Raw genomic sequence first — 26504 nt, 5'->3', positions numbered from 1 at the left:
CCGGCTACTCGTCGTCGCTGTCGTCGTCAGCCGACTCGTCGTCGTCCTCGTCTTCGAACTCGTCCTCAAAGTCGTCGTCTTCAGACATCCCACCTATACCGAAAAAACGTTTGCTATAAAGATTGTGCAACTATTCGACCTGGGCCATCACTATGCAGGTGCACGTTCCGATGGAGCAGCGCCGAGCTTCTTTGCCGTCGACGCGCGCAAGGACGTACGAATGAAGTTCCATCGGGTGGAGGCACTTCCTGCACAGGGGCTCGTTGTACGGCAATGCCGTTGATGGGCAAAAGCTTGGTATTAAGATAGCTGAAGTAGGCTTTTTATATTCTCGACAGGTTGATCCTGCAGTCATGGGACGGGTCGAAAAGGGCATTTCCTGCAGCGTGAGCGGGTGCGAGAACCCTGCCGAGCGCTCGATGAGCGGAACCAAGGCGTCGATGGCGCCGGACATGGGCCTCGGTGGCGCCAAGCGCGTCTACCTCTGCCACGTGCACTACAAAGAGTGGAAAAAGGCTACCAAGGAAGACAGGGAAAACGAGCGGGCAAGATGGGGCTAATCCATAAATTAGCATGGACAGAGTGACAGAGCATGCGCCTTTTGCAGCTTCATTCCGACTTTATCGAGTACGAGCCGGTTGAAAAGGAGATAAAAAGCGCCGAGGAGATAGCGTCAAAGCAAAAGGTAAGGCTCGACGATCTTGTGGTTGCATTTGTGGCAGTCGAGTCAGGCGACGACGAGACAGTCGCAAAAGAGGCTGCCGGCGAGATAAAGAAGTACATGGACACGGTCAAGTGCCCGCGCCTTCTGATTTACCCTTATGCGCACCTCAGCTCCGACCTTGCGCCGCCGGACGTGGCGGCAGGCGTGGTCAGGGCGGTGGAAAAGTTTGCTAAAGAATCGGTGGCCGAGGTCCACCGCTCCCCGTTTGGCTGGACAAAGGCTTTCAACATCAAGGTAAAGGGTCACCCGCTTGCTGAAAACGCCAAGGAGATATCAAAGCAGGCCGGCGAGGTCCACCTGCACGAGCATGGACACGACGAGGGCAAGGAATCTACTGCACTGAAGAACGAGGAGAAACTGAAATCGACGTGGTACATCCTGCAGCCCGGCGGAGTGCTCACTCCGGTGGCAGAATACAAGTTCAAGAAACAGGACGCAAACCTGCAGATCCTTACAAACTACGAGATATCAAAGAACAGGGCGGTAAACCAGCAGCCAGAGCACGTCAGGCTGATGAAAAAGATGGCCATTGCAGATTACGAGCCGGCGTCTGACGCCGGCAACATGCGCTTTTACCCAAAGGGCCGGCTCATGAAGTCGCTCATAGAACAATATGTGACGCGCAGGGTCATGGAGTACGGCGGCATCGAAGTCGAGACTCCTATCATGTACGACACAAAGCACCCGTCGATGGAGAGCTACTTCAACCGCTTCCCCGCCCGGCAGTACAACATCCAGTCAGACAGCAAACAGCTATTCCTGCGGTTTGCAGCGTGCTTTGGCCAGTTCCTGATAGCAAAAGACATGAACGTGTCGTACAAGCACATGCCGTTCAAATTGTACGAGCTGACAAGGTACTCGTTTCGGCGCGAAAAATCAGGCGAGCTTGTCGGTCTGCGCCGTCTGCGCGCCTTTACCATGCCAGACTGCCACGCCTTTTGCAAGGACCTGGGGCAGGCAAAGGAGGAGTTCCGCAAGCGCTTTGAGCTTTCGATAAGCGTGATAAACGCCCTTGGCCTGCAGAACGAGGACGTCGAGATGGCTATCAGGTTCACCGAGGATTTCTGGAACGAGAACAAGGAGTTCATAACAGAGATAATCGGCAGGTTCGGCCGGCCCGTGCTTGCGGAGGTCTGGAAGGAGCGCTTCTTCTACTTCACGCTAAAGTGGGAGTTCAACTACATCGACGGGCTCAACAAGGCGTCCGCTTTGTCCACCGACCAGATAGACGTGGAAAACGGCAAGCGCTACGGCATCGAGTACGTGGACGAGGACGGGACGAAAAAGAACCCGATAATCCTGCACAACTCGCCTTCAGGCGCCATCGAGCGCGTCATGTACGCGCTCATGGAAAAGGCCGCCAAGGTGTCAAAGGCAGGCGGCGTGCCGTCGTTCCCGCTGTGGCTTGCTCACACTCAGGTCAGGGTCGTTTCTGTGGGGAAGGAGCACGTGCAGTACTGCGACAACATACTTTCGCAGCTCACTGCAAGCCAGGTACGCGCGGACTTTGACGACAGGGACGAGTCTGTCGGAAAAAAGATCCGCGAGTCAGAGACAGAGTGGATACGCTACACCGTCGTCATTGGCGACAAGGAGATGGCGTCAGGCAAGCTTGTAGTGCGAGACAGGCTGGAAGGAAAGCAAAGAGAGATGACCATGGAAGAGCTCGTGAGCGAGGTAAAGGCGCAGACAAAGGACAAGCCGTACCTCCCGCTGAACCTGCCGCGCTATTTGTCTGCCAGGCCGCAGATCATGGCTTGATTTACGTACGGGCACGGCTCTTACCAGATACACGCGCGTTTCCAGTGGAAAAAATGATGCAGCATGTATCATTTTAAGCACGAAAAAATGGTGCAATTTTTGTGAATGATTGGATTAACGTCGCTGTACGATCCTCTAGCGTGCGTACCTGCGCGACAGTATCCGCAAAAGCGTCTGCGTCGCAAGCGCGCCTTCCCTGTAGTCGTCGTTTTTCAATCCCACTTCCACCATGTCCATGCCGACAAGGCGCGCGGTCGGGTGTATCGCCTTTAACAAAAACAGTACCTGGAACGGGTCGAGCCCGAACGGCTCCGGTGTGCCCGTGCACGGCACATAGGGCAGGTCGTAAGCGTCGATGTCAAACGAGATGTAGATGTTTCTGCCTGCAGTAGCGCCTTTGAGATAGCTTGCGACGCGCGAGATGTCTTCGTGGACCTGCCACGCGTCAAACGTGGTGACGCCGTTTTTGGCGGCAAACTCGTTTTCCTGCCTGTCGGCCTGCCTTATGCCTATCTGCACGAAATCCCTTCCCGGGATGTATTTCAGCAGGTGGTAAAAGGGCGTCGTGTGGCAGAACTCAATGCCCTCGTACTCGGGCTTCATGTCCCGGTGCGCGTCAAAGTGCACTACAAAGGGCTTTTCGCCTGCAAGCGCCTTTAGTTGATAATACGAAAGCGTGTGCTCACCTCCAAGCATCACCGGCACCTTGCCGTCCTTCCTTAGCGCGCCGACCACTTCCGGTATGGTCTTGTCAAGAAATGCAAGCGTTTTTGCGACGCCTGCCTTTGGAATCCTGAGGTCCCCGAGGTCGAATATCGAGTTCAGCTCGTAAATGTCGGCGCCCTCGTCCATGACAAACGTCTCTATCTGGCGCGCCGAGGTCATCCTGATTGCCTCCGGGCCCCGCGACGTCCCCTTGCCAAAGCTGGTCGTGGCATCGAGCGGCACGCCGTACATTATTGTCCTTGCTTCCTTGAACGAAATCCTGACCGGCGTGTCTGCAAAGCTGTAGCCTGCCCTGGTTTTTTCCGGCACCGTGAAAAGGCGCAAGAGCCCCGGTTCCACGGTGCAACTTCTATTGCGCTTGATAATAAACCTACATCGGAGGCTTGCTCCAAAAGAGCTCGTCCAGGCTCTGCTGCCGGGGCTTGCCCAGCATCGACTTGAAGTCAAAGTTGAGTGCTGCAAGCACCTGGTCAAGCGTCGACTCCATGGTCTCCAGGTACTTGTCGGTGTCTATCTCGTCGGCCTTGGCAAGCTCGACAGGCTTGACCCCGTCGCCGGCCTTTGTCTTTACGAAAGAAATGATGTCGCCGGCCTTTATCTCCCTGCCCCTGTCTGCAAGCAGCTTTGCGGCCTTGATGTGCTGGGGCAGGCCCTTGAAGGTCTCCACCTGCGCCTCCTTGCCGTCCATCGTCTTTGTCGAGTTCACCTTCTTGCCGTACGAGCTCAGCGACTTGTTTATCATGACGTTGAAGCTCAGGTCCTGCAGCGGGATTGCGTGCGATTCCAGGTTCTTGGCGTCGCGCTGGATTATGCTCTTGATGCTTTCTCTGGCAGTTTCAAAGTCCTTCTGCGAGTTTACCTTGCCCAGGATCCCGAGGATCTCGTAAAAGGCGCTGCGTATGAAAGGAGGCGTGTGCGACTTTTTGCCAGTCAGCCCCTTGACGTCTACCGTGCCGTCAGGCAAAACGCCGAGGTAGTTCTTTTTCAGGCTGCTGAATACCACGTACCTGTACTGCTTGTCTATCTCGAGGTCTACGCCGAGGTTGTCCTTGGCCCACTCGATGACCTTGTCAATCGACTCTTTAGCCGGCTCTTTGAGGAACAGCGAATCAGTGTCGCCGTATACCACTTCAATGCCGAGCTCCTTGCACTTGTTGATGGTCGCATGGATGGTGTTCCTGCCAATTGCAGCTGTTGCATCGGCGACAGGCAGGCAGTAAAGCGGGAATATCTCTGCGCCCATGACGCCATAGCTTGCGTTCAAAATGACCTTGATAGCCTGGCTGACGACGTTGTAGAGCTGGCGCTCCTGCGGCGGTAGCGTCTTGTCCTTTGACAGGTGCTTGTAGTAGTTTACCCTCAGGTCCCGGAGCGACCCTATCAGCAGTGACGACAAGCCTTTGCGCTGCTGGCAGACCCAGTGGGTCGTGCCCTCTATCCTGCCTGTCTTCTTGCATGGGTCGTGCACACAGTTTATCGTCTCGTATGAGAGGTTGTGGACTTTGATTATGCTCGGGTACAGGCTGGCAAAGTCCAGCACCACGACGTTAAAGTGGATGCCCGGAGTCGGCTCTACAACCTCTCCCCCGCGGTATTTCTTTTCCTTTATGACGGCAGCAGTAGACGCGGTGCCCTTTTCTTCAAGCTCGTCTGTGCGCGGAATCAGCTCGTTGCGCTGCCTGTGCTCGTAGTACAGGATGCCCCTTATCCACTGGTTGACGCCAAACCGGGCGATGTCGTCGACAGACAGCCTGCCTATCCTCGCGATTACAACGAGCAATTTCATGAGCAGGTTGTCGCCAAAGCTTGTCAGCCTGTAGGTAAGGTCTGCGTCTTTCAGGCAGTATTCTGCGAGCTTTTGCATAGGAAGCTCGCTGATGTCGCCCTCAAATTCCATCTTTGAATCTTCAAGAAGCGCCTCGCATATCGCGTTCAGGGTAAACTCGGTGTACTTTCTAGAGAAGGCGTAGATCTGTATCGAGCGGTTCTGGAACGTCCTGAAAAGGTCGATGTGCATGCCGTGGCGTATCCCGACAGGCTCTGCCTGCATGCCGTGCTTGATGAACGACTCCTTCTTGACAACTATTGGCACCTGGTCCTTGGGGATAACCTTGCCCTCCTTCGTGTCGATGCGGGGGTCCTGCGACCTTGCGTAAAGGTACGGCAGGTCAAAGTCGTCGCCGTTAAAGGTCAGGATAATCGGGTACGTGTTGATTATCGCAAACGCCTTTTCCAAAAGCTCCTTTTCGGTCTTGCACACTTCGGCTTCCTTGATGAGCGGCTGTCCGTTGTCGACAACATTGTCGCCAAGCACCAGTACCTTGCGCAACCCGTCGCTTCCTGCAAAGCCGACCGCGCTCACCCGCTTTTCGTGCTCTCTGGCCGTCGGCATACGCCCTTCCTCGGTCTCGACCTCGATGTCGACTGCGACACGCCTCAGCTCGGGGATCGGCTGGTTGAGCAGGTTGGCCCAGTTTGTCACATACTGCCGGTATTCCTTGCCCGCCTCGCCCTCTTCCTTTATCTTGTCCCATATCAGGCTCGTTAGCTCCATCTGGACCTTCTCGGTTATCTGGTACATGTGAGGCTCTATCTTGTCGCCCCGGCGCATGTAGTAAAGCCCTGCAATCAGGCCGTTGTCGTAAAGGTAGTTTTCATGGTATTTTATGTCGGCTTCCCAGCAGCGCACTTTTTCGCGGATGCTGTTGTCGGTGCCGCCTATTGAAAGCGGGTCGGGCGCCGATATCTTTAGCACGTCGATCTCCTTGTCTGCAATGACGTCCTTTCTCCTGACGCGCTCGACTGTGTATTTCGACTCCTTTGCGGCAATGCCGTCGACAATGTCTGCGTACTGGGCCTTGCTGTAGCAGTAAGGCCTGTGGCCGGTCCTGTCGCGCCAGTGGTAGACGACGTTCTCGCTCGGGTCGTAGAACTTTAGGTAGGCCTTCTTCTCCTCGCCAGAGTAGATGGCAGACAGCAGCAGCGCCGGCCTTCCTTCCGGGAGCTCCGGCAGGTCGTCATATCTTTTCCTCCTCTCAGAGACTTCCTGCTGCGCCAACTTGACTGAAACTGGCACGATATCGTATTAAGGTTTTAGGCTCTGTTAACTTGTGGGCTTGCGCCTGAAAGTCAACTTGCTTGCATCGACTCTGAGGATTAGTGGTTCCTTCTCCACGTTCCCCCTCATCGCTTCACCTGCAAGCCCTTGTGAACTGGCGAACCGAGCCAGCCCTCTGATAGAAAGGTTCATGGCTGCTACCAAGTCCCTGTCCATCCATTTCTTGCATTCGGCACAGTACAGCTGACGCCTGTCCACTTGGGTTATCTTCTTCCTGCATCGTGGGCAGAGCTGAGACGTGCCTCTCGTTTCTTTTATGGATAACTGGAATATGCGTACGCCTTCCCATTCCGCTTTGTACGTTATCAGGCGTTTTATCTCGGCAAGAGACCATCCATTCATCTTTGAGCGGTAATTCTTTCCTTGACCGTTGCCTCGCTGGTACAGCCTGCGGATATGCCGTATGTCCTCAAATGCTATAGCCACTTTGTTCTGCTTGGCTTCTTGTACAACCGCCTTTGAAACATGATGTAGCAGTTGACCTATCCTGCTCTTTCTCCGCCGGCCATACTTGCTTGTTATTTTCTTTCTGATTCTGACATCGTTGCGCTTGAACGACTTAACTATGGAACGGGTGTTTTCTGCAATGCCGACCGCTTTTGACAAGTCGTACTGCATTACGTTCTTATTGTTGCCTACAGTCAGGTTTCTGAGGTTCCTGTCTACTCCTTCTACGCCTGTACATTCAATCTCTGCTACTTCTTTGGAGTAGCAGATGCTCACAGTATTGCTGGTTGTAAGGGTGAAAGAACGAACCTGCAACGAAGGATCTGTCAGTATGTTCTTGACGTATGCATTTAGGGGAATGTCAAAGTACTGTCTGTCGCCGAGTGGAACTTTCAAAACATCATTCTCAATCTTGAAACCATAGCAAGATATGAGGAGAGGTCTCGTCGCGTAGGGCTGCCTTGGCTGCAAACCGCGCTTGATGGATTTCTTCCTATTGGCAAGGATGCCAGCAGCATGGGAAATTGCGCACAGCTTGTAATAGGATACGACATCGTAGTTGGCGAGTAGTGGATAGCAGAGCTTTGAGAGTTTTTTCATCGTGGAAGCATTGTTTTGAAGTGCGATCCTAACACAGTCGTTTACCATCTGCCTGAATGTTTCCATCATAGCCAATGTTTTTTCGTTGGGTAGGTAGGGCTGCTTGACGCACTTGACGACTGTTACTGCAGACAATTATTGCTCATACATCCATCTTGTATTAAAGAACTGGAACACCTTGAGGGGAGGGGGAGTAGGCAAGTTAACAAGGCCGGTTTTACAGCTCGCAAGGTTATTAGTCGCCGCTCTGTCCATGACAGTGCTTGTACAAGGTCGCGGTTATAGGCGGCGGAGTGCTTGGAACCTCTATAGCGTACTTTCTGTCGGGTCAGGCAAAGGACCCGTCCTCGGTGGCCCTGATAGAGCAGGAGCGCGACATCGCAAGGCACACGAGCAGCAGGAACACCGGCAAGGTGCACGCCCCCTTCCTGTACGACCCTGCAAAGAAAAAGACGTTTGCCAAGGCCGCGTACCTTGGCTTTGAAATGTGGGAAAGGTTTGCAAAGGAAAAGCGCCTGCCCTTTGTGCGCGACGGCGTGCTTGAAGTGGCGCTTGACGACAGTGGCATTGAACGATTACACAAATACATCGCCTGGGGCGAGGCAAACGGCCTTGAGAAGCACGAACTGCGCTTCCTCTACAAGGGGCAGGTGGCAGAGATGGAGCCAAACGTCAGGTGCGAGTCGGCGATATACTGCTCAAAGGATGGCTCGGTAGACTATGGCGCCTTTACAAGGGCGCTTTTGCAGGACCTGCGGTCATTTGGGTGCACCGTGCTTTTGGGCCGCAAGGCGACCAGGATCTCGCGCAGAGGGGCATACGCCATATCGACAGACATCGGCGAGCTGGAGGCCGAGTTCATCGTAAATGCGGCCGGCGGCAACGCGGTCGACATCGCGCACTGGATGGGCGTTGCAAAGGAATATACCGACCTGCACTTCCGTGGCGAGTACTGGCAGGCGCCGGAGCAATACCACGACCTGACAAAGCTTTCGATATACTCGGTGCCAAGGCACGCCGAGTACCCGTTCCTCGACCCGCACTGGATAGTGAGGGCCGACGGCAGGCGCGAGGTGGGGCCAAACGCGGTGCCTGTTTTTGGGCCCTACGCCTACGGCCTTGCGCGCAACCTGGCTGACATGATACCAAAGATGCTAGAGTCGTCGAGGACCGGCGCCCGCAAGGTGGCGTTTGACAGAAAGTTCGTCTCCCTTGCAAGCACCGAGCTTAAAAGCTCGCTGTCAAAGACCGCGATGATAAACAGGGTGAAGGAATTCCTGCCGGCCATCAGGCCTTCGGCGTTTACCGAAAGGGGCACCGCCGGCATAAGGTCGTCGGTGGTTGACAGCGCAGGCAGGTTCGTGCCCGACACCCTTGTTGTAAAAAGGGACTGGTCTCTACATGTGCTGAACTACAACTCGCCCGGCGCGACCGGCGCCCTTCCCGTGGCGGCAGCGATATCTGCGCAGCTGATAGAGATGGGCGCGCTTGAAGCCGGCAGGGCAAGGACGCTCTGGGATCCGGCCGAGATAGCCGGCAGGATGGATCGTTTTTAAGCTAGCACGGCTCAGGTATCCTGATTTTGCTTGCTCAAAGAGGTATACCTTGACGCCCTGAGGAACAGGGAGAAAAAGGTCTCAAAGATAAAAGATGCAAACCACGGGCGCATAGTGGCCTAGGCGTCGTCCAGATGGATTCCCTACGAGCCGGTACAGCAAAAATGCGAGTCTGCCGGGGTTGACAGCAGCTGGAACAAGCGGGCTTTTCAGGGCCTCAACCTGTATGTCATAGACGCGGTAGCGGTAACAAGCGCCAACAAAGTCCTGGCTTCAGAGTTTGAAGACGAGCTTGCAGATTCTGCCCGGCGCGACTCGCTTGAATCAAAGGCCATGCTGATGGAGGCGTCGGTCGCGCAGAAGGCGGCAGAAGGCAAGGAGGCCGACGTCATCTGCATCGACGGCTCGCTTGTGGCAAGGACAAACGGCAAAGGGCTGTCTGTCGCAGGCGACATGGTTAAAAAATACGGCAATTCCGTTTTCATTTCAAAAAGCTCAGAGAGCAGGGGGCAGTTTGGCGCGCTGGGCTCTCGGGCCGGCGACATCTACTACTACAACCGCGCAAGCAACCATGCGACGGGCTTTAGCGCGCCGGTGGAAGTAAAGTCAGAGTTTGCGAAAATATTCGAAGTCTACGCCCGGCTCAAGGAGCACACGCCGATGGTCAGGATAGAGGTGCTTGGGAGTACAAGCGAGCAGGAGCTGAAAAGCCTTTTGGACAAACTGAGCTATCACAGCGTCGGTGGCTACCCCTACTGCCTGAAACTTGCGCACAACAACTGCAAGGTGAGCAATGATGATATAGACAAGCTCGTGAGCATATTCAGCTTGCAGCACGAGCAGGGTGCGAGGGATGCGCTTGACGAGTGAGAGCCTCGGGATAGTGGTGGGCCGGGCCCGGCCAGACGAGGTCACCTTCGAGTCAAAGAGGCCGGTTAGCATCGGCGAGTACGTCGTCCTTGACTATGGCGACGGGGGCGTGCTCGGGCTCATAGAGCGCTCGTCGATAACAAGCGGGGCTCTTGGCGACGACATAGGCAATTATGAGGAAGCGTTTGAAAGCAGGCAGGTCGCCGCAGAGAACAGGCGGGACAAGAGCTACAAGGGCACCGTGCGCATACTTGGATATCTTGATTCTCTGAAAAAGGGCCGGGCGATGATACCGCCCGTGCCTGCGGAGCCGGGCACCGAAGTGTCTGAAGCAACGGCAGAGGACCTCTCGTCGATATTCTCGCCCTCAAGCCACGGCTGGATAAAGGTGGGCTCGCTCTTGCGCAACCCAGAGGTGCAGGTGGGCGTGAACATCAACAAGGTCGTCTCACGGCACCTGGCCATACTTGCGATGACCGGGATGGGCAAGAGCAACCTCGTGTCGCTTCTGACAAAGGAGGTCTCTGACATACACGGCACGATGGTGGTGTTTGACTACCACGAAGACTACACGTACCTTGACATACCAAACAGCAACAGGATGGACGCGCGGATAAACCCGCGGTTTCTGGCGACGGAGGAGTTTGCAGAGGTAATCGAGATCCAGAAGAACGCGTCCAACCAGCTGCACGTGCTCCGGGTGGCGTTCACAGACGAGGTGAAAAAGCGCAAGGACGACGACTTTTGGAACGCGCTTGTCGACGCCGCGGCGGAGGCCGGCAGGGAGAAGGGCTACAAGGAGGCGTCTGAAAAAGTCGTGGACAAGATACAGGACGCAAGGAGGCGCTTTTCAAAGATCCTGGACGCCGGCCTTGCGGACCCGCTTGCCCTGATAAAGAACGGCAAGATAAACATCATCAACCTCGTGGAACTGACGGAGAGGCAGGCCAACATCGTCGTCTCCTTCTACCTGCAGGAGCTGCTCGAAGACCGCAAGAAGGGCAGGAGCGGCGGAAAAGTAGACCCGCGCTTTCTGGCGCCCGTGCTTGCAGTAATAGAAGAGGCGCACGTGTTCATACCAAAGGGGGAAGAGACTGAGACAAAATACTATGCCTCAAAGGTGGCAAGGGAGGGCCGCAAGTTCGGCCTCGGGCTTGTCATAGTGTCGCAGAGGCCAAGGAGCATCGACGCCAACATCCTGAGCCAGATGGGCTCGCTTGCTGTCATGCGCATGATCCAGCAGGACGACCAGGCGCAGGTGGCGGCGGCAAGCGAGGCTCTGAGCCGCGACCTGATAGAACAATTGACGTCGCTCAACTCCGGGGAGGCCATACTTGCGGGCCAGTGGGTGAACCTGCCGGCGTTTGTCAGGATAGAGGAGGTCAAGGGCCGCAAGACCGGCGGCGACCTGGACGCTGTCGAGCAGTGGCAGCGCCTTGCACAGGCAAAGGAGATGGCAAAAGAGTCGTCCGAGTCGTACATCCCCTCCGGCTATTCGCCCGATTAGTGAAGCGCCATGCTAGTCGCGCACATGTCCGACCTGCACCTTGGATATTCCCAGTTCAACCTCGAAGAGAGGGAGGAGGACGTCTACGAGACGTTCCTTGAAGCAGTCGACATCTCGATTAAAGAGCGCGTGAAACTGGCGATAATTGCAGGCGACATATTCCACACGCCGAGGCCAAACGGCAGGGCCACTTTCAAGCTCGCAGAAGGGCTGAAGAGGCTGAAGGAAAAGCAGATACCTGCCGCGTTCATCCTCGGCGAGCACGACATCAGCCGCCTTCGCGACGTGCCTTTTGCCTACGTGTTTGGCAGCCTGGGACTTGCACGGCGCTTGCGGCTGGACGAGCCGCTCGTGGTCGACGGCCTTGCGGTGTTTGGCGCCAACAAGGAGCGCCGGAACAACATCGACTCGCTCGTGAACAACCTGCAGCAGGCCGGCAAGCTCGCAGAGCGCCACGCAGGCAAGAGGATGCTTGTCCTGCACCAGGGGCTGTCTGACTTTAACAAGTTTGCCGGCGAGATGAACTCGACTGACATCCCTGCCAGTTTCCACTATTACGCGCTGGGCCACTACCACGACCACATCGAGAAGCGCTTTGAGCACCTTGGCGGGCCGCTCGTCTATCCCGGTTCTCTGGACCTGACGCCGAGCGAGGGCATCAAGGAAGTGGAAAAGGGGTTTGCGCTGGTGGACATGTCCGGGGAGGAGGCGTCGGTCAACTGGGTGCCGCTGCACCGCCGGCCGCAGTTCAAGGCGACGCTAGACTACGGCAAGATAGCAGAAGGGATACAGGGCATAGTGAGCAAGGCGAAAAGCTTGGCAAAAAAGCCGGTGGTAAGGGTGGAGATTGCCGGCAGGAACATCGACTCGAAGGTGATTGCGGCAAACCTTGTCCGGCTCAACGACGCGTGCCTGCACTACGTCTGGCAGCCGCTCGAGCAGGAGCAGCCTATGCAGGTTTACGACGAGCGGCCGGCAGACCTTGACGCCGAGCTCTTGCGGCTGTCAAAGGAAGCGCTGGGCTCCGACGAGCTTGCGAGTCTTGCAATAAACGACCTGCTGGGGCCAGCCGCTGCCGGCGACGCCGGGGAAGCGCTCGAGATAGCCTGGGAGGCGTTCAAGAGGAGGGCGGGACCGTGATAAAAGATATCGAGATGAAGGACTTCATCTCGCACAGGGACACGACGCTTGCGTTTGGGAGGGGCATAACGGTCTTTGTGGGGCACAACGGCTCGGGCAAGTCCTCTGTCATCGACGCCATCACGTACGCGCTGTTTGGCGAGCACACAAGAAAGGCCAACAAGAACCTGGTAAGGCGCGGCTGCCAGGGGCAGGCGATGGTGCGGATGCGCTTTACGCTGAATTCAAAAGAGTTCCAGGCCACAAGGTCGCTTGCGCCTTCCGGCACGGCCGCGTTTTCGCAGCTCGAGCTCCTGTCTGAAAACGGCACGGCTGTTAACAAAAAGCTTGCAGGCGGCGAGCGCAGGCAGTACGGCGAGTCCACAAGCGCCGAAGTGGCAAAGGTGCTGGGTCTTGACTACAAAAAACTGCGCGTGGCAGCGGTGGTGCAGCAGGGCGAGCTTGTCAGGATAGTCGAGGCTCAGCCGAGGGAGTTCAAGGAGCTCGTGAACGGCCTGATAGGCATAGACAGACTGGACCTTGCATTTTCGACGATGAGAGACGTGGTGTCTGGTTTTCGCGATCGCCTGCGCGACGAGACCGGATACAGCGACGAGGACATTCCCCGAGTCCAGCAGCTCGTAGCCGACAAGGAAAAAGAGCTTGCACAGGCAGAATCGCTCCTGCACGAGTTCGAGGACGAGAAAATCCTGCTCGAAGGCAGGATACGCGGCCTGGAGCAGGAGATGGAGCGCCTGGAGCCCATGATTGCGCAGAGCAGGGAGCTTGCGACCCGGGAGGAGCTGCTCCTGCGCCACGTGCGCGAAAAGAGATTACAGCTTGAAGCCGACGCCAAAAAGCTAGAGAGGACGATAGCGGAGGCAGGCGACGCGCTGGCGCTTGTAGGTGGCAGGGACGAGACGCAGATGCGCCTGAAAATGGTCGGCGCAGAGCTTGAAGAAATCCAGACAAGGATGGTGGAAAACGAGGGCGACTTTGGCAGGCTCAGGGGATTCTTGGAGTGCGCCGGCAGGCTGCAGGTACAGGACGGCAAGTGCCCGGTGTGCGGCTCGCAGGTGGAAAAGGTGGACAGCATGTTTGACACGTCGCACATCAAGACCGAGCTGGCAAGGAAGGAGGCCGAGCGGTCCAGGCTGCAGGTGGGCAAGGTGGAGCTTGGCAGGGAGGAAAAGAGGCTGGCAGAGCTTGACAGGCGCATAGCGTCCGCAGAAAAGTTCCTTTCAGACAATTCTATAGAATCAGCAGGCGACCTTGAAAAGCTGCGGCAAGAGCTTGTACAGATGCAGGCGACACTTGCAAAGCTTCCAAAGGTCATGAACAGGGTCGAGGATCCGATGCTTCTTGCAGTCGACGGCCACTCGCAGTCGCTTGCTACCGAGATTACGTCACTGAGGGAGAAGGTCAGGGGCTTTTCTCAGGCTGCTTACACAAACGCCAAGCTGGAAAAGGGCACCCTCTCGCAAAAGCTGCTTGACGCAAACAGGAGGATGGGCAACCACCAGCGTGCTATAGATGACGCCAAGACGACGATCGAGTCTGCCCGGAAAGCGCTTGCTCGTCTTTCGCAGGCGTCAGAGTTTGTCGGCACGCTTGAAAGGATACGCTAGCACGTCTACAACCGCGACGGGGCAGTCGGCATGAGCCTGCGCTCCTGGGCGCTTGCAACCGTGTCGAAAAAAGCATCGGAATACGCGTCGCTCTTTAACATAGGCATATCGAGGGTGGAGCTTGCGGAAAAGGCCCGGGACATCGTCATCACCTGCTACGGCAAGAGCGGCGAGGTGGACATGGACTCGCTGTCAGGCGGCGAGAAGGTGGCAGTTGCGCTTGCAGTCAGGCTTGGGATCGCATACATGATGGGCTCAAGCAAGCTTGATTTTGTCATCCTTGACGAGCCGACGACGCACCTTGACGAGGAGAGGCGCAAGGCCCTTGTCAGGATAATATCAGACGCGTTCAGGGAAGGCGCAGGCCCGCTTGCGCAGCTGGTGATAATCACGCATGACGCGGACATATTCGAAGACTCGGAAGTGGACGCCGTGTTCAGGTTCTCGATGACGTCTGACGGATCGAAGGTGGTGCGGGAGTGAGGGGTCGCGTTTCCAGTGGAACTAGCTAGGAGATTAGTTCTTTAATGCAGTCAATTGCTGTTGGCTCGTAACTACAGTGCAATCCGGAATCCTTATAACCGCTTTTACTCTATCTTGTAATGACTAATGAAACTTACCAACAAAGTGGGTAAGCGTAAGTTTACAATACTGGTGCAAGAAGAGCCTGAAGGCGGTTTTACTGGAAGATGTCTTGAACTGCGCGGCGCTGTAAGCTATGGCAAAACCATAGAAGAGTTAAAAGTCAATATGAAGGATGCAATATCTCTTATCCTCGATGTGTTGGAAGAAGAAGCAAAGAAAGGAAAGTACAGAAAAGAAGTAATCGAAATTTCAAGCTGAATAGAATTCTTGAGTCTGAAGAATCACGGCTGGCGTGAAATAAGGGCCTTGGGTCATTTTGGTTATGTTCCGGTAAGACAGTCAGGAAGCCATATCGTTCTGAAGAACTCGAAAGGCATGGCAGTTTCAGTTCCAAGGCGCGACCCTCTCCCTGAAGGAACTCTACGGGCTATTCTGCTGGAAGCAGAGATAAAGAAAGAAGATTTTGTTAGGAAACTATAGTCTAAAAGTCCGCTGCAATGAAACAAAAGGATAGGCGTGAGAGTGAATCTGGACGCCGTGTAAGTTCTCAATGGCCTCTGGCGGATCAAGGTAATGCGAAAATATGGCGACGTTTCACCGAAACGACAATGAAAATTAGTTCTTTTTAAGCCGCGTGGAAGAATAACTGCATGGGCTCTGATGGCAGCAAGTTTGACGTTTCTGACAGGCTGACGGCTGACAGGCTGAACAGGAAGACGGTGCTGGTGGAGACTGGTGCAAACATTGCCGGCGTGGCTGCAACGCCGGGAATGCTTGCGTTTTGCACGTCTTCTGGGTCGGGATTTTCTACAGGTGTCCTTTACAGACGCAATGCTGCAAATAGCGCTTGGGAACAGATAATCGACGAAGCAAGCATACAGACATTAACAAACAAGATCGTATTTGGTCCTGAAGCAGGTGAGGAGAGTACTACACCTGTAACTGATAATGGCCAAACCACAGTTCGCAACGACATACGCCATTATGCATTCTTCACCCTGCCTACCACATACAAGTTCTACAAGATAACCGGGATTGAATGGAAAAACGGTGTGACAGTCGCGGGCAACGTACAATGCGGTGTTGATCTGGTAGACGCCAATCCCCCTACCATAGCCAACGTCATAAACGTGGCACTTGGAGCTGCAACAGCACAGTCAGGAACGTCGTCAGTACAGCGCGTTAGCATGGTACGAAGTGACATGATACGTGGCGGCACAATTCTAGGAGCATGGTTTTTGCCTGATAATGGTGTTGGAGCTTTCAGGAGACAGTCAGGGCTGGCAAACCAGAACCAGGAAAAGAGCTTCACGTACACCATAACACCAGCAATTCAGGATGCTACCGCATGGGCTACCAACACAGACCATTATTACATCAAGGTCTATTACAGGGGCTATAATTGAAATTCTCTCACATATCTAGGTCTGACCAAAACCCAAGATCAACAGAACGTTGTTACAGCAAACTTAATTGTAGAATCTGTCATACGATACAAGAGGTAGCCTGGACACGAGCCTCGGAGCAGGTAGGGTTGCACTAGCCATTATTGCCGCGGTATCAGTTTCCGCCAGCCTTCTGGTCTACGGCCAGCAGACAGCCACAATAAACAGCCTTTCCTCAGAGCTCGCCGACAAGTCGCTTCAGGCAGAACAGCAGAAAACGACAATTGACGAATACACCTCATTGATAGCTAGCCAGCGGACAGAGCTTGAAACCAAGAGCGCGCAGCTCGAAGAGCTGCAAAGTGAAATTGGGGCCCTTGCCAGGGAGATAGATTCGCAGGAAAGCCAGATTGCCGAAAAAACAAAACAGGTCGAGCAGCTGCAGGACGAGCTTGGTCAGCTTCAGTCGCAGGCAATCCTGCTAGAGCAGGACATTGCATCGCTGCGGTCAGAGATACAGGCCAAGGACGCGGACCTGGCCGACCTTATCCTTGAAAACGCGTCTGCAAGGCGCGTTCACGTTTCCTATTTCGGCCTTGGCGTCGATGAAAACGGTGCCGGCGTCGTGTTTCCGATGGAGCTTGAAATAATCGGCTCCGGCGATGGGCGAATATCCGTCGACGTGAGCAACGTCGATTACCAGACGGGCTTTCAGGAGGCGGTAAGGACCGCGGCGGCAGTCGCAGCAGATTACACGGGCATCGCAGTTTCTGACAAGGACATTATCATACGGCTTGTCAACAACAGCGACGGCCTGATAACAGTAGACGGGCCCTCTGCCGGCGCGGCGATGACTGCCATGATGATAGCCGGCCTGACAGAAAAGCAGCCCGACAGTTCTGTTCTTGTAACAGGCACGATAAGGTCTGACGGCACCATAGGGAGGGTTGGAGGGCTTGCCGGCAAGGCAGACGCTGCGAGCGCGTTTGGCGCAGACAAGCTTCTTGTTCCAATGGTGCAGCAATTCCAGGACGGCAGGATAGAGGTCGTTGGAGTATCGAACGTGGAGGAGCTTGTGCGCCACGTCCTTGGGTAAAAGGACACAGGTTGACTATGAAAAATATCAATAACACAAATCCTCTCAAGTGGCAATATAGTGCTCATAAAAGCAATTAACAATACCACAGGTCTTCGGATTTTAAGAGCTTTGTAAAAAAGTGTGCTCGACAGCAGAATGCGTCGAAAAGCTTTCTACGAAATCAAGAAATAAGCATTATCTTGGGAATCACACTGACATTGAGAATGAACATTTTGTTCGTGAACTGCCAACACACAATGATGAGGCTTCCTGCTTCATTGACCGCGCATGCCCGTCACCGTTGACGAGTAGAGGTGCAATCTCCACAGGCGTGACTTCCCGGCGTCCCACCGGTAGGTTGAGCAACGCCAAACCGCGCTGCAGAATGTTCAGACTTGCATTATAGTCCCTGTCTATGACAAGGCAGCACATTTCGCATCTGTGCGTACGCATCATCAATGTCTTTGGAACAGGATTACCGCACCCGGAGCAGTTCACAGATGTATTGTGCGGTTCCACTTCCATCACCATCTTGGACTTGTATTGCAGCATTTTCGTGAAGGTGCCCCAGCCAGAATCCAGTATACGACGTGCAAGTCTATGATTCTTTACCATATTCCGTGTGCGCAGCCGCTCCAAGAATATGAGGTCGTACCGAGTTGCATATCTGGTGGAGACCTTGTGCAAGAAATTAAGGCGTTTGTTCGCTATCCTTTCATGAAGACGTGCTATCCACGACTTGGCCTTCTCTCTATTGTGAGAACCTTTCTTTCTGCGGGATACCCTCCGCTGCGCGCGCCTTAGCGGCTTGAGCATATTTGTTAGGAATAAAGGATTTTCCGTCGCATAGTTATCAGAGTCATGGGCAAACTTGGTAATACCAACATCAATCCCTACAGATCTGCGCGGGTCTATGAACTTGAATATGGGCTTGGAGTTCTCACACGCTACCACTGCATACCAGCGCCCGTTCTGCCTGCATACCGTAACCTGCTTGACATTGATAGGTTGGCGATGCAAAACTATCCTGATTCTGCCTATTTTGGATAGATACAATTTATTGCCATCAATGCTGTAGCCCGTCTGATTGTATGTAAATGAATTACACTGTTTCAAGAGCAAAAGCTTGCCCTTGCCTGACTGGTGGCCGCGCTTCTTCAGCTTTGCGAGTGCTTTCCACGCTCCTTCTACCTTCGTTGACACCATCTGCAGCATCTTTGAGTGATAATTACAGAGAATTGGTTGCTGTTCCTTCAGTTCTGTCAGAGCATAGTTCATGTCATTTCTGCTTCTAAAACTATTGAGAACGAAATAATTGTAAATAATGCGGTTAACTTCAAGAACATTCGCAAATCGCTTTTCTTGATCTTTGTTGGGGTAAAGACGGAACTTGAAGCTCCGCAAGTCAAGTTGCAATGTCGTAACGCGCTATTTAAAATCTGGAACACCCGAGGGGGAGGGGGAGTCAAAAGTAACGAAATAATTTGCTAGATTCAAAAACCATAGATTTTTGGCCATTTCTTAGACGGTATTTCGAGCTTTCATTACTTAGAAAAGAAATAAAGTTATATGCTTCAACAAAGCAATGCAAGAATTAAGCATTATTGATGCAGTTCTGTGCGTAAATGAGAGTCTGTGAACGAATTGTTCATAAGTTTTATATACTAACTGTTAGTTACGGCACCTAAGCTAAATGGACGGTAAGAATAGCCTTAGCAAACGGTCAGTAGGCTCGATAGCATTGGCTGCCATACTTTTGCTTGGCACCATCGCTCTTCTGCCACTGGCACCTAGTGCCAACGCACAGGGCACTACGACTATAACAACAAGCACAGACATCCATGGCAACAAGTTCTTCGGTCCAGCGTGGGCTGAAGTACTCATCAGCGTATCATCGCACGCATCTGACACAGCACAGGGACAGCTCCCGGTCACGGTAAACGCCTTTGGCGCTTCCAACACATACCAGCTCCTTGAGACTGGTACGACCAGCGGTTTGTTCCTCTTGTACATCAAGGTGGACAATAACGCGGCCGAAGCAAATGAACCATTGACACCAGCAACTCCATTCTCCGCTACAACATTCACACGTCTTCACATTGGTCCGGCTGGTGTAGGCGCCAACTATGGTGCAACAGCAGGTAACAACGTGAATGCAGAACTGGCAGTGAACGCAGCCAACATCGTTGAAGGCGCTTCAGTCCAGGTATCTGCAAGCGGCGTGACAAAGACAATGACATGGGACGATAGCACTGCAACAATCTCGATCGACAGGTCGGCATACGGCCCCGGTGGAAACATAATCACCACCTTCAAGGACCAGGACGCTAACCTCGACCCGACAGCAGCCAACGTGGTTACTGAGCTTGCAGGCAACGTCATACTCACCAACGCTGGTGACTCTGCAGGTCTTGCAGCAGCAACATTCACTGAAACAGGTCCGAACACAGCCGTGTTCGAGCTAACCTCGCTCGCACTTACCGCTGGAACACTCGCAGTTGGACAGGACTCTGTCAGCAGGTCGCTCGTTGTGAACGACTACAAGGCGTTCAACGACCCGGCAGGCGGCGGCGCAGTCATCAACCCAGCAGTAACATCGACCAACTATGGCATTGCGGCGGGCATACTCGCAACTGGCACTGCATCATACACGGTCCAGAGCCAGAGGGGTATCTTCAACACACTCAGTGGACAGTCATTCGCAAGCGAACTCCCGCTCATGGTAACCGACCTTGACAGGAACACCAACTCGCGCACCACACAGGGCCAAGTCGGCGCACTTAGGATCACAACTGGCGGTGTAACAACACTGTTCGACCTTACAGAAAACGGCCTGAACAGCAACCAGCTGATCCCAGACTATGCAGGCGACGACATCGACCTGACATTCGGCAGCGCGACAGTCGCAGGCCAGGGTATCCTTGGCGTAACACAGGGCAACGACATCACAGTGGAATACCTTGATGTCTACTACCTGAGGGCAGCATTCAACGAAGCAGCGACAAACGCTGTCAGAGTTGACTGGAACGGCGACGGCGACTTCACTGACAACCCAGTAGCAACAGTAGTCGAAAGCTCCGTCAGGGTTGACCTGAACGGCGACGGCGACATCCTTGACACAGTCAACGGCATCATCGAAGCCAACATCAGAGTGGACATCAACGGCGACGGCGACTTCTCTGACACAGTCAACGGGCTTGCACTCAATGAGAACACTGCACTCACAATAGACATCACCGGAAACGGCGCTATTGGACAAACACCCGCAGCTGGAACAGCAATCAACGAATCAACCGTCAGGTTCGACCTTAATCTAGACAACGCCATTACTGCTGCTGCAGTAGGCGGCGTTACCGAGAACCAGGTATCAATCGACCTTGACGGAATCGACCTTGGCGGCGTAAGCTCCAAGCTCACATTCCAGCTGACAGACACACCTGCGGCACTCACAGCAGACAGGACAACAGCATCCAAGTCCTCAGTAGTCGGCCTTATGCTGGTTGACCCAGACATAAACGATGATTCTTCAGCACAGGAATCATACACTGTCAACTTTGCTGGTGGTGCGACAACTGCATACACAGCAGTCAACCTCCCAGGCGCTCTGCAGAGCCCATTCGACCTTAGGATCAGGTTCTCTGGTGCTGAAAGGCAGCTGACGTCACCGTTCTCCGTGACCTTCACAGAAAACGGCACTGACTCGAGCACCTTCATGGCATCTGTCAACCTGCAGCAGCTGACTGCAGCAGTCGGCGGTGGATTCGCGTTCATCGACGGCGACTCGGTCCAGTTCGCAGTAAGGTCGCAGCTTGACCAGAACCTTGCAGTAAGGCCAGAAACAACCGCAAGCGTCACAATCGGCCTGACAAAGCCAACACTGAGCGTCGACAGACAGACAATCGGTGTTCCAAGGAACGGCGGTCTTGCAGCAGTAGCTGACAGCGGCCTGAACGTAGGTCCTGCATTTGCCAACCTCGGCAACCAGCTCGTAAGCGTGACCATCGTTGACGCAGGCGCAAACAACAACTCACTTGCAGAAGACACACTGATCGCAGGCACGGGAGCGACAGCAGTCCCGCCGGCAGGCTTAACCTTGAACAACAAGCTCAGGATCACCTTCCTTGACTCGAACGGCAACGCGTTCGCAGGAAACGGAAACATCCAGGTGAGCACTGCAATCAAGGAAACAGGCTTTGACACAGGCGTGTTCACTGGCGTGATACAGGTGAACTTCCTGCCAAACGACACACCGGCACAGTGGATCGGCTCCAAGATGAAGCTTGAATACGCAGGACAGGACAACACGTTTGGCACCAACGATGATGCCGACACTGTCAGCGTAGGCTTCACCGCAAGGAACGCAATCCTCTCGACCAACACAACAATCATTGCCAACGGCCAGAGCATCACCATCACCGTAAGGGATGAAGACGGCAACAGGGACGCTACAATAGCAGAACAGGTAACCGTCGGTCTCAGGTGGACTGATGCCACAGGCACAATACAGAACAGGGCACAGGCACTCGACGAGACAGGTGTGAACACAGGCATATTCAGCAAGTCACTGACCATCGGTACATCGACTGTGGGCGGCGTAGTGCTCCAAGTTCAGGCAGACACTGACTTTAGGCTGCGCTACTACGACCTGACACCAAGCATCCCCGGCTCTGCAGCATGGCCAGCAGCAACAAGCACCCAGACCCAGATTGACCTGACACTCAGGACAACCTCGTCAACTGGTGGCATGGTTGTCTCGCCAGAGATTGTAGGCCCAGGAACACAGATCCTCGTGACTATCACCGACAGCGACCTGAACACCAACCCAGCAGCCAAGCAGACTGTCGCAGGCAGGGTAACTGCAGTGTCTGACAGGGGCGCGGCAAGCAGGGCAGACCTCAACGTAGACGAGACAGGTCCCAACACTGGAGTCTTTGAAGGCAAGGTCAGACTGAACCCGGCGCAGGCAGCAGGTGCTCCGACACCAGGTCCAGCCAATGACGTGACCATCAACGCACTGCCGGGCGACATCGTCTCCATCAGGTATGAGGACGAGAGCGGCTCAGCAGGCCAGAGGACAACGGTCACAAGGACCATCAACGTAGTCAGCGTCGACCCGACGATGACCTTCGACAAGGAGAGTTACTCGATCGGTGACCCGATCATGCTGACTATCAACGACCCAGACGCCAACAGGGATCCAGACACAGCAGACATACTCACCATACGCGCAACATCGACAACAGATGCAGTCGGCCTGACAAACGTCCAGGCGATAGAGACCAGCAACACATCCGGAATATTCGTGGCACAGATCCAGACGTCGAGCACATTCTCGACAGGCGCACTCCAGGTAGGCAATGGCGACATAGTCACCATTGAGTACGAGGACGCGTTCCCGGCAGCCTTCAGGCAGAAGTTCGACCAGAACGGCACGCTGGCAGGATCAACACAGAAGTTCCGCGTCACGACAACAATGGGTCTCTCTGCAAGCACAGAAACAACAACACCAAGCGCACCAGCATTCACAGACATCACCGGCGGCCAGATCTCCGAGATCTCTGCAGGCGGCCAGGTGTTCATCAACACCAACATCAAGAACAACGACCCGATAGCCAGGACTGTAACCGCACTCATTGAAGTGAGGGACGCCGACGGCTTTACCGTGCAGAACAGCCTCGTGACAGCTACGATAGCTGCGGGCGGTACAAGCGGTATAGGCAGCTCTTGGGTACCATCTGCGTCTGGTGACTACCAGATCAGGGTATTCGTGCTGTCGAGCCTCGACAACCCACAGATCCTGTCTGAAGTCGTAACACAAGACGTCACAGTGAGTTAGGTGGGAACCTAACTCCCCCTCTCTTTTCCTTTTTTATGTTCAAGATAACCGTTATCGGCCTTTTAGTCGCAATACTGATAATTTCCGTGCCGGTTGATTCTTTTGCGCAGACTTCCCAGCGCTTCATCGTCAAAGTCAACCAGTCCTTCTTCATACCCGGAGACACGCTGGTCCTGTACGGCAAGGTCAGCTCTTCAGACGCGCTCTTTGTCAAGATAATCGATCCTGCAGGCAGGACCGCCAAGGTGGACACGATATACGCCGACATCAACGGCTCGTTTACAACACAGCTCATGCAGTGGCCCGAGCCGACTAGGAACTTTACCTTTGGCACCTATACCATCGAGGTCAGCTCGTCCAGATTCCCGGAGGACAAGGCCGCCCTGCAGGTGACCTTTACCGACAGAGAGTCGGTGCTGGGGTCGACGCCTCCGCAGCACGTCCTGGCGGTCAAGCTCGACTCGCCCACAGAGATATCGGTGGGCAGGACGTTTCGGATATTCGTGCAGGTCACGTTTGACGGCGCGCTTGTAAACGCCGACCCTGCAGAGTTTCTCGCATCATCGCACATACACTCCGGCAACACTACGATAAACCTCGCCGGCAAGTTCAACAAGCTCCACGAAGGCATCTACTACTCTGACGTCAAGCTGGCCGAAGAGGGCTCGTACATCATACACGCGGTGGCTTTCCACAGGGGCTATTTGGCGCACGACTCCAAGGTTGTGTCAAGCGGCAGCAGCATAGGCCAGGTGCAGGAGTCGATAAACACGCTGAAGGTAGAGCTGGCTGACACGAGCCGGGAGCTGAACGAGACCAAGTCGGCCATGGTGAACGCCACGTCGACGATAAGGCAGGAGGTGGCAGACCTCCAGCAGGCGTCGGGCCAGATAAACTCGCTCATAATCCCGATACTTGCACTCATCTCAATCATCATAGCGCTGCAGATATCCTTGTTTGCCCGCATCCGGGCGTCTTTCAAATAGCTACGGTTCCAAAAAGATTTAAGTGCATGTAAGTGCATGTATTATTTGGGAATATGCCTAGCACCACGATCACCATCTCGGATGAAGCTTACAAGGCGCTCAAAGCCGAAAAGAAGGAAGGCGAGTCCTTTTCAGATGTGATACTCCGCAAATTCGGAAAGGGCAACCCAGCCACTATCCGTGCCTATTTTCTTGAAAGGGAAACCAACCCTGACTTGGCGGACGCAATAGAAGCGGCGAGTCGCGAACTGCGCAAGAACTTCAAGACCAGAAAGGTCGAGCTCTGATGGTTTGTGTTGACACCGATTTTCTCATCGACTTGGGTAGGAAGAATCAGAAAGCGTTAGAGAAACTGCAGGAATTCGAAGCGAATGGCGAGAACGTCCTTACCACCGCTATAACGGTGGCCGAGTTATACCATGGTGCCAACCGGGCAAAAAACAAGACGCGAGCGCTTGCGAATGTAAAGGACGACCTGGCGAGATTCCAGATACTCGATCTAAATTATGACTCTGCCATGCTGTGGGGCGAGCTATCAGAAAGATTAAAGTCAAATTCAATAGGCGAGCTCGACCTATTCATCGCCAGCATTGCCTTGGCAAACAAGCAAACCCTGATTACCAGAAATGCCAAGCACTTTGAAAGGGTACCCGGGCTTACGGTAGACGGATGGTAAAGCTGGAAGCCAGTCATCACAAGTGTTCAGCAACGGCTTCAGATCTCGCTCTTTGCCCGCATCCTGGCGTCGTTCAAGTGATGCCAATGCAGCAACCCAAATCCATAAATCTGTCAGGATACAAGTGATAGATGATCGTGGTAGACGCACTGATTCCAGTCAAGGTAGGCAAAAAGACGTACACCGCGCGAGTCCATCATGACAAAAAGGAAAAGTACGCCTATTCTGGAAAGTGCGTGGAACTACCTGCAGCAATCACTGCCGGCAGGACAATGGATGAATTGAAAAAGAATATGAAGGAAGCCATCCAGTTGGTCCTTAAAGCAACAAAAGATGTCCCTTCGAAACCACAGCTGGCGTGATGTTCTTAAGGTTTTGCAGAGACACGGTTGCACTGTAGAGCAACCTCGTGATGTCCGTATTGACCGCATTTCAGAATACACCTTAAACCGGTCTCATCTATGCGATTTCCTGCCTTGTTACGCCTTTTCAAGTGAGAAGCAAATCCTAAAGACTTGTTCTACCCAACTGCTACTTGAACTGCATACACCCCCTCTCCCAAGAGTACTGCTGTCATTAAATACCTGTATTGGCGTGGCTGCATGACCGTGCACAAAGCTTCCACGACCAAATCCGAGTGTGTGTCAGCTATCAAGTCCGTGAAACAACACTACGAACCTGACGGAAGAATCTTGAAGATGCTCGATATCTTTCGTCAGATGGTCAACGAGTGCATACGTATTGGATTAGAAAACGATACTTCTAACATGAAAAAGCTGTCGCAATTAGCCCATAAACAACTCGCAAAGTATGACATGCTTAACTATTACAAGCTCTGCAATCTCCAGAGCAGCAGGAATTTTGTCTGCTAGAAAGAAGTCTCTGAAAAGGGGCGTTCGGACTAAAAGTCCATACACCTTAAAACCTCAGCTGATTTCATGCTACGGTTTCAAGGTATCAAACAACACGCTTGGGGTTCCGGTTGCGAAAAGGGAGTGCTTTGAGATCCCTCTGAACAAGTATACTCAACATGTACTGTCGTCTGACCCGGATCTAAATATCCGCTCTTTCACACTTACTCCTACTACAGTTAGCATATCGTACTCAAAAGCTGTTGGTGAGACGAATTGCACAAGTGCTGCAGGGATTGACAGAAACCTCCGCAATGTGACATACGGCAATTTCAAAGAAATAGTACAATACGACTTGTCTCAAGCTGCTGAAATTGCAGAATCCACTAATGACGTGGTAAAATCCTTCAGGAGAAACGATAATCGTATTCGCAGAAAGTTGGTTTCAAAGTATGGAAAGAGGAGAAAGAACAGAATTAACCACATCCTTCACAACGTATCAAAAAACATTATGGATAGATCTCTTGTTAAGGAACAAGCCATAGTATTTGAAAACATTACAAACATACGCAGAATGTATCGCCGTGGCAATGGCCAGGGAAGAGATTATCGTCGACGACTAAATGCCTGGCCTTTTGGAGAGATCAAGAGGCAAATCGAATACAAAGCTAAATGGTTAGGTATACCTGTTATACAGTTGTCAGTTAAAGACACCCAGCATACATCTACACTTTGTCCTCAATGCGGGGAGAGACTCCAAGGGGCAAAGCGCGATGATAAACTCCATCGCAGGCAGCTATGGTGTCTTTCATGCAAGAGATGGCTAGACCGTGATGTAGTGGCGGCAATGAACCAGTCTCTTAAAGGGTGGATGATGTTCGCCCATTCAAAAGGCGTTGCACATGAAGCAATGAGGGGGAATCTGGAGGAATATCTTCCAGTAATCCTCAGAGTCGATGCAACGAAGCCGAGTCAGTTGACCGTTAAAGCAGTTGCAAACTGCCCAAACGGACTCGACAGAACAAAGATTAAAAGTGGCTTGTTCCCCTGA

The 26504-nt window shown here is 53.6% G+C and carries 24 protein-coding genes; 18 read left to right on the top strand and 6 right to left on the bottom strand.

Going from position 1 to position 26504, the window contains the following annotated elements; translation table 11 throughout:
- Positions 1-4 precede the first annotated feature (4 nt).
- Both HXY31_RS01735 and HXY31_RS01730 read right to left on the bottom strand, forming a co-directional pair.
- Complete coding sequence (locus tag HXY31_RS01735) at positions 5-130, bottom strand: hypothetical protein (protein ID WP_292638932.1); 126 nt, start codon at positions 128-130, stop codon at positions 5-7.
- Positions 131-274 carry a hypothetical protein gene (locus HXY31_RS01730; RefSeq protein WP_292638930.1) on the bottom strand — a complete coding sequence of 48 codons (144 nt, stop codon included), beginning with the start codon at positions 272-274 and terminating at the stop codon, positions 131-133.
- A gap of 79 nt (positions 275-353) precedes the next feature.
- Here HXY31_RS01730 and HXY31_RS01725 point away from each other — a divergent pair, with 79 nt between their 5' ends.
- A complete protein-coding gene (locus HXY31_RS01725) occupies positions 354-560 on the top strand; it encodes a hypothetical protein (protein WP_292638927.1) in 207 nt (68 codons plus the stop codon).
- A 32-nt stretch (positions 561-592) separates the two neighbouring features.
- Positions 593-2485, top strand: coding sequence for a threonine--tRNA ligase (locus tag HXY31_RS01720; RefSeq protein ID WP_292638924.1), 1893 nt, complete (start codon positions 593-595; stop codon positions 2483-2485).
- A gap of 135 nt (positions 2486-2620) precedes the next feature.
- On the opposite strand, the gene HXY31_RS01715 is transcribed toward HXY31_RS01720, so the two are convergent.
- From HXY31_RS01715 to HXY31_RS01705, 3 genes are read right to left on the bottom strand one after another with little or no spacing between them, the layout of a single operon-like run.
- Positions 2621-3550 (bottom strand): arginase family protein, encoded by a 930-nt coding sequence (locus HXY31_RS01715; protein ID WP_292638922.1) that lies wholly within the window; start codon positions 3548-3550, stop codon positions 2621-2623.
- Positions 3551-3581: 31 nt separating this feature from the next.
- Positions 3582-6269, bottom strand: a complete 2688-nt coding sequence (locus tag HXY31_RS01710) for a DNA-directed DNA polymerase I (protein WP_292638919.1) — start codon at positions 6267-6269, stop codon at positions 3582-3584.
- A gap of 45 nt (positions 6270-6314) precedes the next feature.
- A complete protein-coding gene (locus HXY31_RS01705) occupies positions 6315-7511 on the bottom strand; it encodes a transposase (RefSeq protein WP_292638917.1) in 1197 nt (398 codons plus the stop codon).
- Positions 7512-7639: 128 nt separating this feature from the next.
- Here HXY31_RS01705 and HXY31_RS01700 point away from each other — a divergent pair, with 128 nt between their 5' ends.
- The 10 genes from HXY31_RS01700 (at position 7640) to HXY31_RS01655 (ending at position 17122) form a co-directional block, all read left to right on the top strand.
- The gene (locus HXY31_RS01700; protein ID WP_292638915.1) at positions 7640-8932 is read left to right on the top strand and encodes an FAD-dependent oxidoreductase; all 1293 of its coding nucleotides are present in this window, start codon (positions 7640-7642) and stop codon (positions 8930-8932) included.
- 138 nt (positions 8933-9070) lie between these two features.
- The gene (locus tag HXY31_RS01695; RefSeq protein ID WP_366933067.1) at positions 9071-9802 is read left to right on the top strand and encodes a DNA double-strand break repair nuclease NurA; all 732 of its coding nucleotides are present in this window, start codon (positions 9071-9073) and stop codon (positions 9800-9802) included.
- On the top strand, positions 9792-11309 hold the full coding sequence (locus HXY31_RS01690) for an ATP-binding protein (protein WP_292638913.1): 1518 nt from the start codon (positions 9792-9794) through the stop codon (positions 11307-11309). Before HXY31_RS01695 ends, HXY31_RS01690 begins: the two co-directional genes overlap by 11 nt.
- A gap of 9 nt (positions 11310-11318) precedes the next feature.
- Complete coding sequence (locus HXY31_RS01685) at positions 11319-12449, top strand: DNA repair exonuclease (protein ID WP_292638911.1); 1131 nt, start codon at positions 11319-11321, stop codon at positions 12447-12449.
- Positions 12446-14056, top strand: coding sequence for an SMC family ATPase (locus tag HXY31_RS01680; RefSeq protein ID WP_292638909.1), 1611 nt, complete (start codon positions 12446-12448; stop codon positions 14054-14056). The genes HXY31_RS01685 and HXY31_RS01680 overlap by 4 nt, the downstream gene beginning before the upstream one ends.
- A gap of 30 nt (positions 14057-14086) precedes the next feature.
- Positions 14087-14539, top strand: coding sequence for an AAA family ATPase (locus tag HXY31_RS01675; protein ID WP_292638907.1), 453 nt, complete (start codon positions 14087-14089; stop codon positions 14537-14539).
- Positions 14540-14665: 126 nt separating this feature from the next.
- Complete coding sequence (locus tag HXY31_RS01670; RefSeq protein WP_292638905.1) at positions 14666-14899, top strand: type II toxin-antitoxin system HicB family antitoxin; 234 nt, start codon at positions 14666-14668, stop codon at positions 14897-14899.
- A gap of 9 nt (positions 14900-14908) precedes the next feature.
- Positions 14909-15121 carry a type II toxin-antitoxin system HicA family toxin gene (locus tag HXY31_RS01665; protein WP_292638903.1) on the top strand — a complete coding sequence of 71 codons (213 nt, stop codon included), beginning with the start codon at positions 14909-14911 and terminating at the stop codon, positions 15119-15121.
- Positions 15122-15291: 170 nt separating this feature from the next.
- Complete coding sequence (locus HXY31_RS01660; RefSeq protein ID WP_292638901.1) at positions 15292-16047, top strand: hypothetical protein; 756 nt, start codon at positions 15292-15294, stop codon at positions 16045-16047.
- Between the two features lie 280 nt (positions 16048-16327).
- On the top strand, positions 16328-17122 hold the full coding sequence (locus tag HXY31_RS01655; RefSeq protein ID WP_292638900.1) for a S16 family serine protease: 795 nt from the start codon (positions 16328-16330) through the stop codon (positions 17120-17122).
- Between the two features lie 189 nt (positions 17123-17311).
- On the opposite strand, the gene HXY31_RS01650 is transcribed toward HXY31_RS01655, so the two are convergent.
- On the bottom strand, positions 17312-18508 hold the full coding sequence (locus tag HXY31_RS01650; RefSeq protein ID WP_292638898.1) for an RNA-guided endonuclease TnpB family protein: 1197 nt from the start codon (positions 18506-18508) through the stop codon (positions 17312-17314).
- Positions 18509-18845: 337 nt separating this feature from the next.
- Here HXY31_RS01650 and HXY31_RS01645 point away from each other — a divergent pair, with 337 nt between their 5' ends.
- The 6 genes from HXY31_RS01645 to HXY31_RS01620 all read left to right on the top strand — a co-directional run bounded on the left by HXY31_RS01645 (position 18846) and on the right by HXY31_RS01620 (position 26504).
- Positions 18846-22940: a hypothetical protein gene (locus HXY31_RS01645; RefSeq protein ID WP_292638895.1), complete on the top strand. Its 4095-nt coding sequence runs from the start codon at positions 18846-18848 to the stop codon at positions 22938-22940.
- An 86-nt stretch (positions 22941-23026) separates the two neighbouring features.
- Positions 23027-23926, top strand: a complete 900-nt coding sequence (locus HXY31_RS01640; RefSeq protein ID WP_292638892.1) for a hypothetical protein — start codon at positions 23027-23029, stop codon at positions 23924-23926.
- 53 nt (positions 23927-23979) lie between these two features.
- Positions 23980-24213, top strand: coding sequence for an antitoxin VapB family protein (locus tag HXY31_RS01635; RefSeq protein WP_292638890.1), 234 nt, complete (start codon positions 23980-23982; stop codon positions 24211-24213).
- Positions 24213-24602, top strand: a complete 390-nt coding sequence (locus tag HXY31_RS01630) for a type II toxin-antitoxin system VapC family toxin (RefSeq protein WP_292638887.1) — start codon at positions 24213-24215, stop codon at positions 24600-24602. The genes HXY31_RS01635 and HXY31_RS01630 overlap by 1 nt, the downstream gene beginning before the upstream one ends.
- A 137-nt stretch (positions 24603-24739) precedes the next feature.
- Positions 24740-24964, top strand: coding sequence for a type II toxin-antitoxin system HicB family antitoxin (locus HXY31_RS01625; protein ID WP_292638884.1), 225 nt, complete (start codon positions 24740-24742; stop codon positions 24962-24964).
- Positions 24965-25463: 499 nt separating this feature from the next.
- Positions 25464-26504, top strand: a complete 1041-nt coding sequence (locus HXY31_RS01620; RefSeq protein WP_292638881.1) for a transposase — start codon at positions 25464-25466, stop codon at positions 26502-26504.

The sequence above is a fragment of the Nitrososphaera sp. genome (assembly GCF_013388945.1).
GTDB lineage: Archaea > Thermoproteota > Nitrososphaeria > Nitrososphaerales > Nitrososphaeraceae > Nitrososphaera.
The sequence above is the reverse complement of the archived record's forward strand: the minus strand, read 5'-3'. Positions and strand labels throughout refer to the sequence as shown.

Excerpts from the sequence above, each read along its gene's own strand:
- HXY31_RS01720 (WP_292638924.1), top strand. The coding sequence starts at position 593 with ATGCGCCTTTTGCAGCTTCATTCCGACTTTATCGAGTACGAGCCGGTT.
- HXY31_RS01725 (WP_292638927.1), top strand. The coding sequence starts at position 354 with ATGGGACGGGTCGAAAAGGGCATTTCCTGCAGCGTGAGCGGGTGCGAG.
- HXY31_RS01675 (WP_292638907.1), top strand. The coding sequence starts at position 14,087 with ATGAGCCTGCGCTCCTGGGCGCTTGCAACCGTGTCGAAAAAAGCATCG.
- HXY31_RS01685 (WP_292638911.1), top strand. The coding sequence starts at position 11,319 with ATGCTAGTCGCGCACATGTCCGACCTGCACCTTGGATATTCCCAGTTC.
- HXY31_RS01635 (WP_292638890.1), top strand. The coding sequence starts at position 23,980 with ATGCCTAGCACCACGATCACCATCTCGGATGAAGCTTACAAGGCGCTC.
- HXY31_RS01670 (WP_292638905.1), top strand. The coding sequence starts at position 14,666 with ATGAAACTTACCAACAAAGTGGGTAAGCGTAAGTTTACAATACTGGTG.
- HXY31_RS01630 (WP_292638887.1), top strand. The coding sequence starts at position 24,213 with ATGGTTTGTGTTGACACCGATTTTCTCATCGACTTGGGTAGGAAGAAT.
- HXY31_RS01660 (WP_292638901.1), top strand. The coding sequence starts at position 15,292 with ATGGGCTCTGATGGCAGCAAGTTTGACGTTTCTGACAGGCTGACGGCT.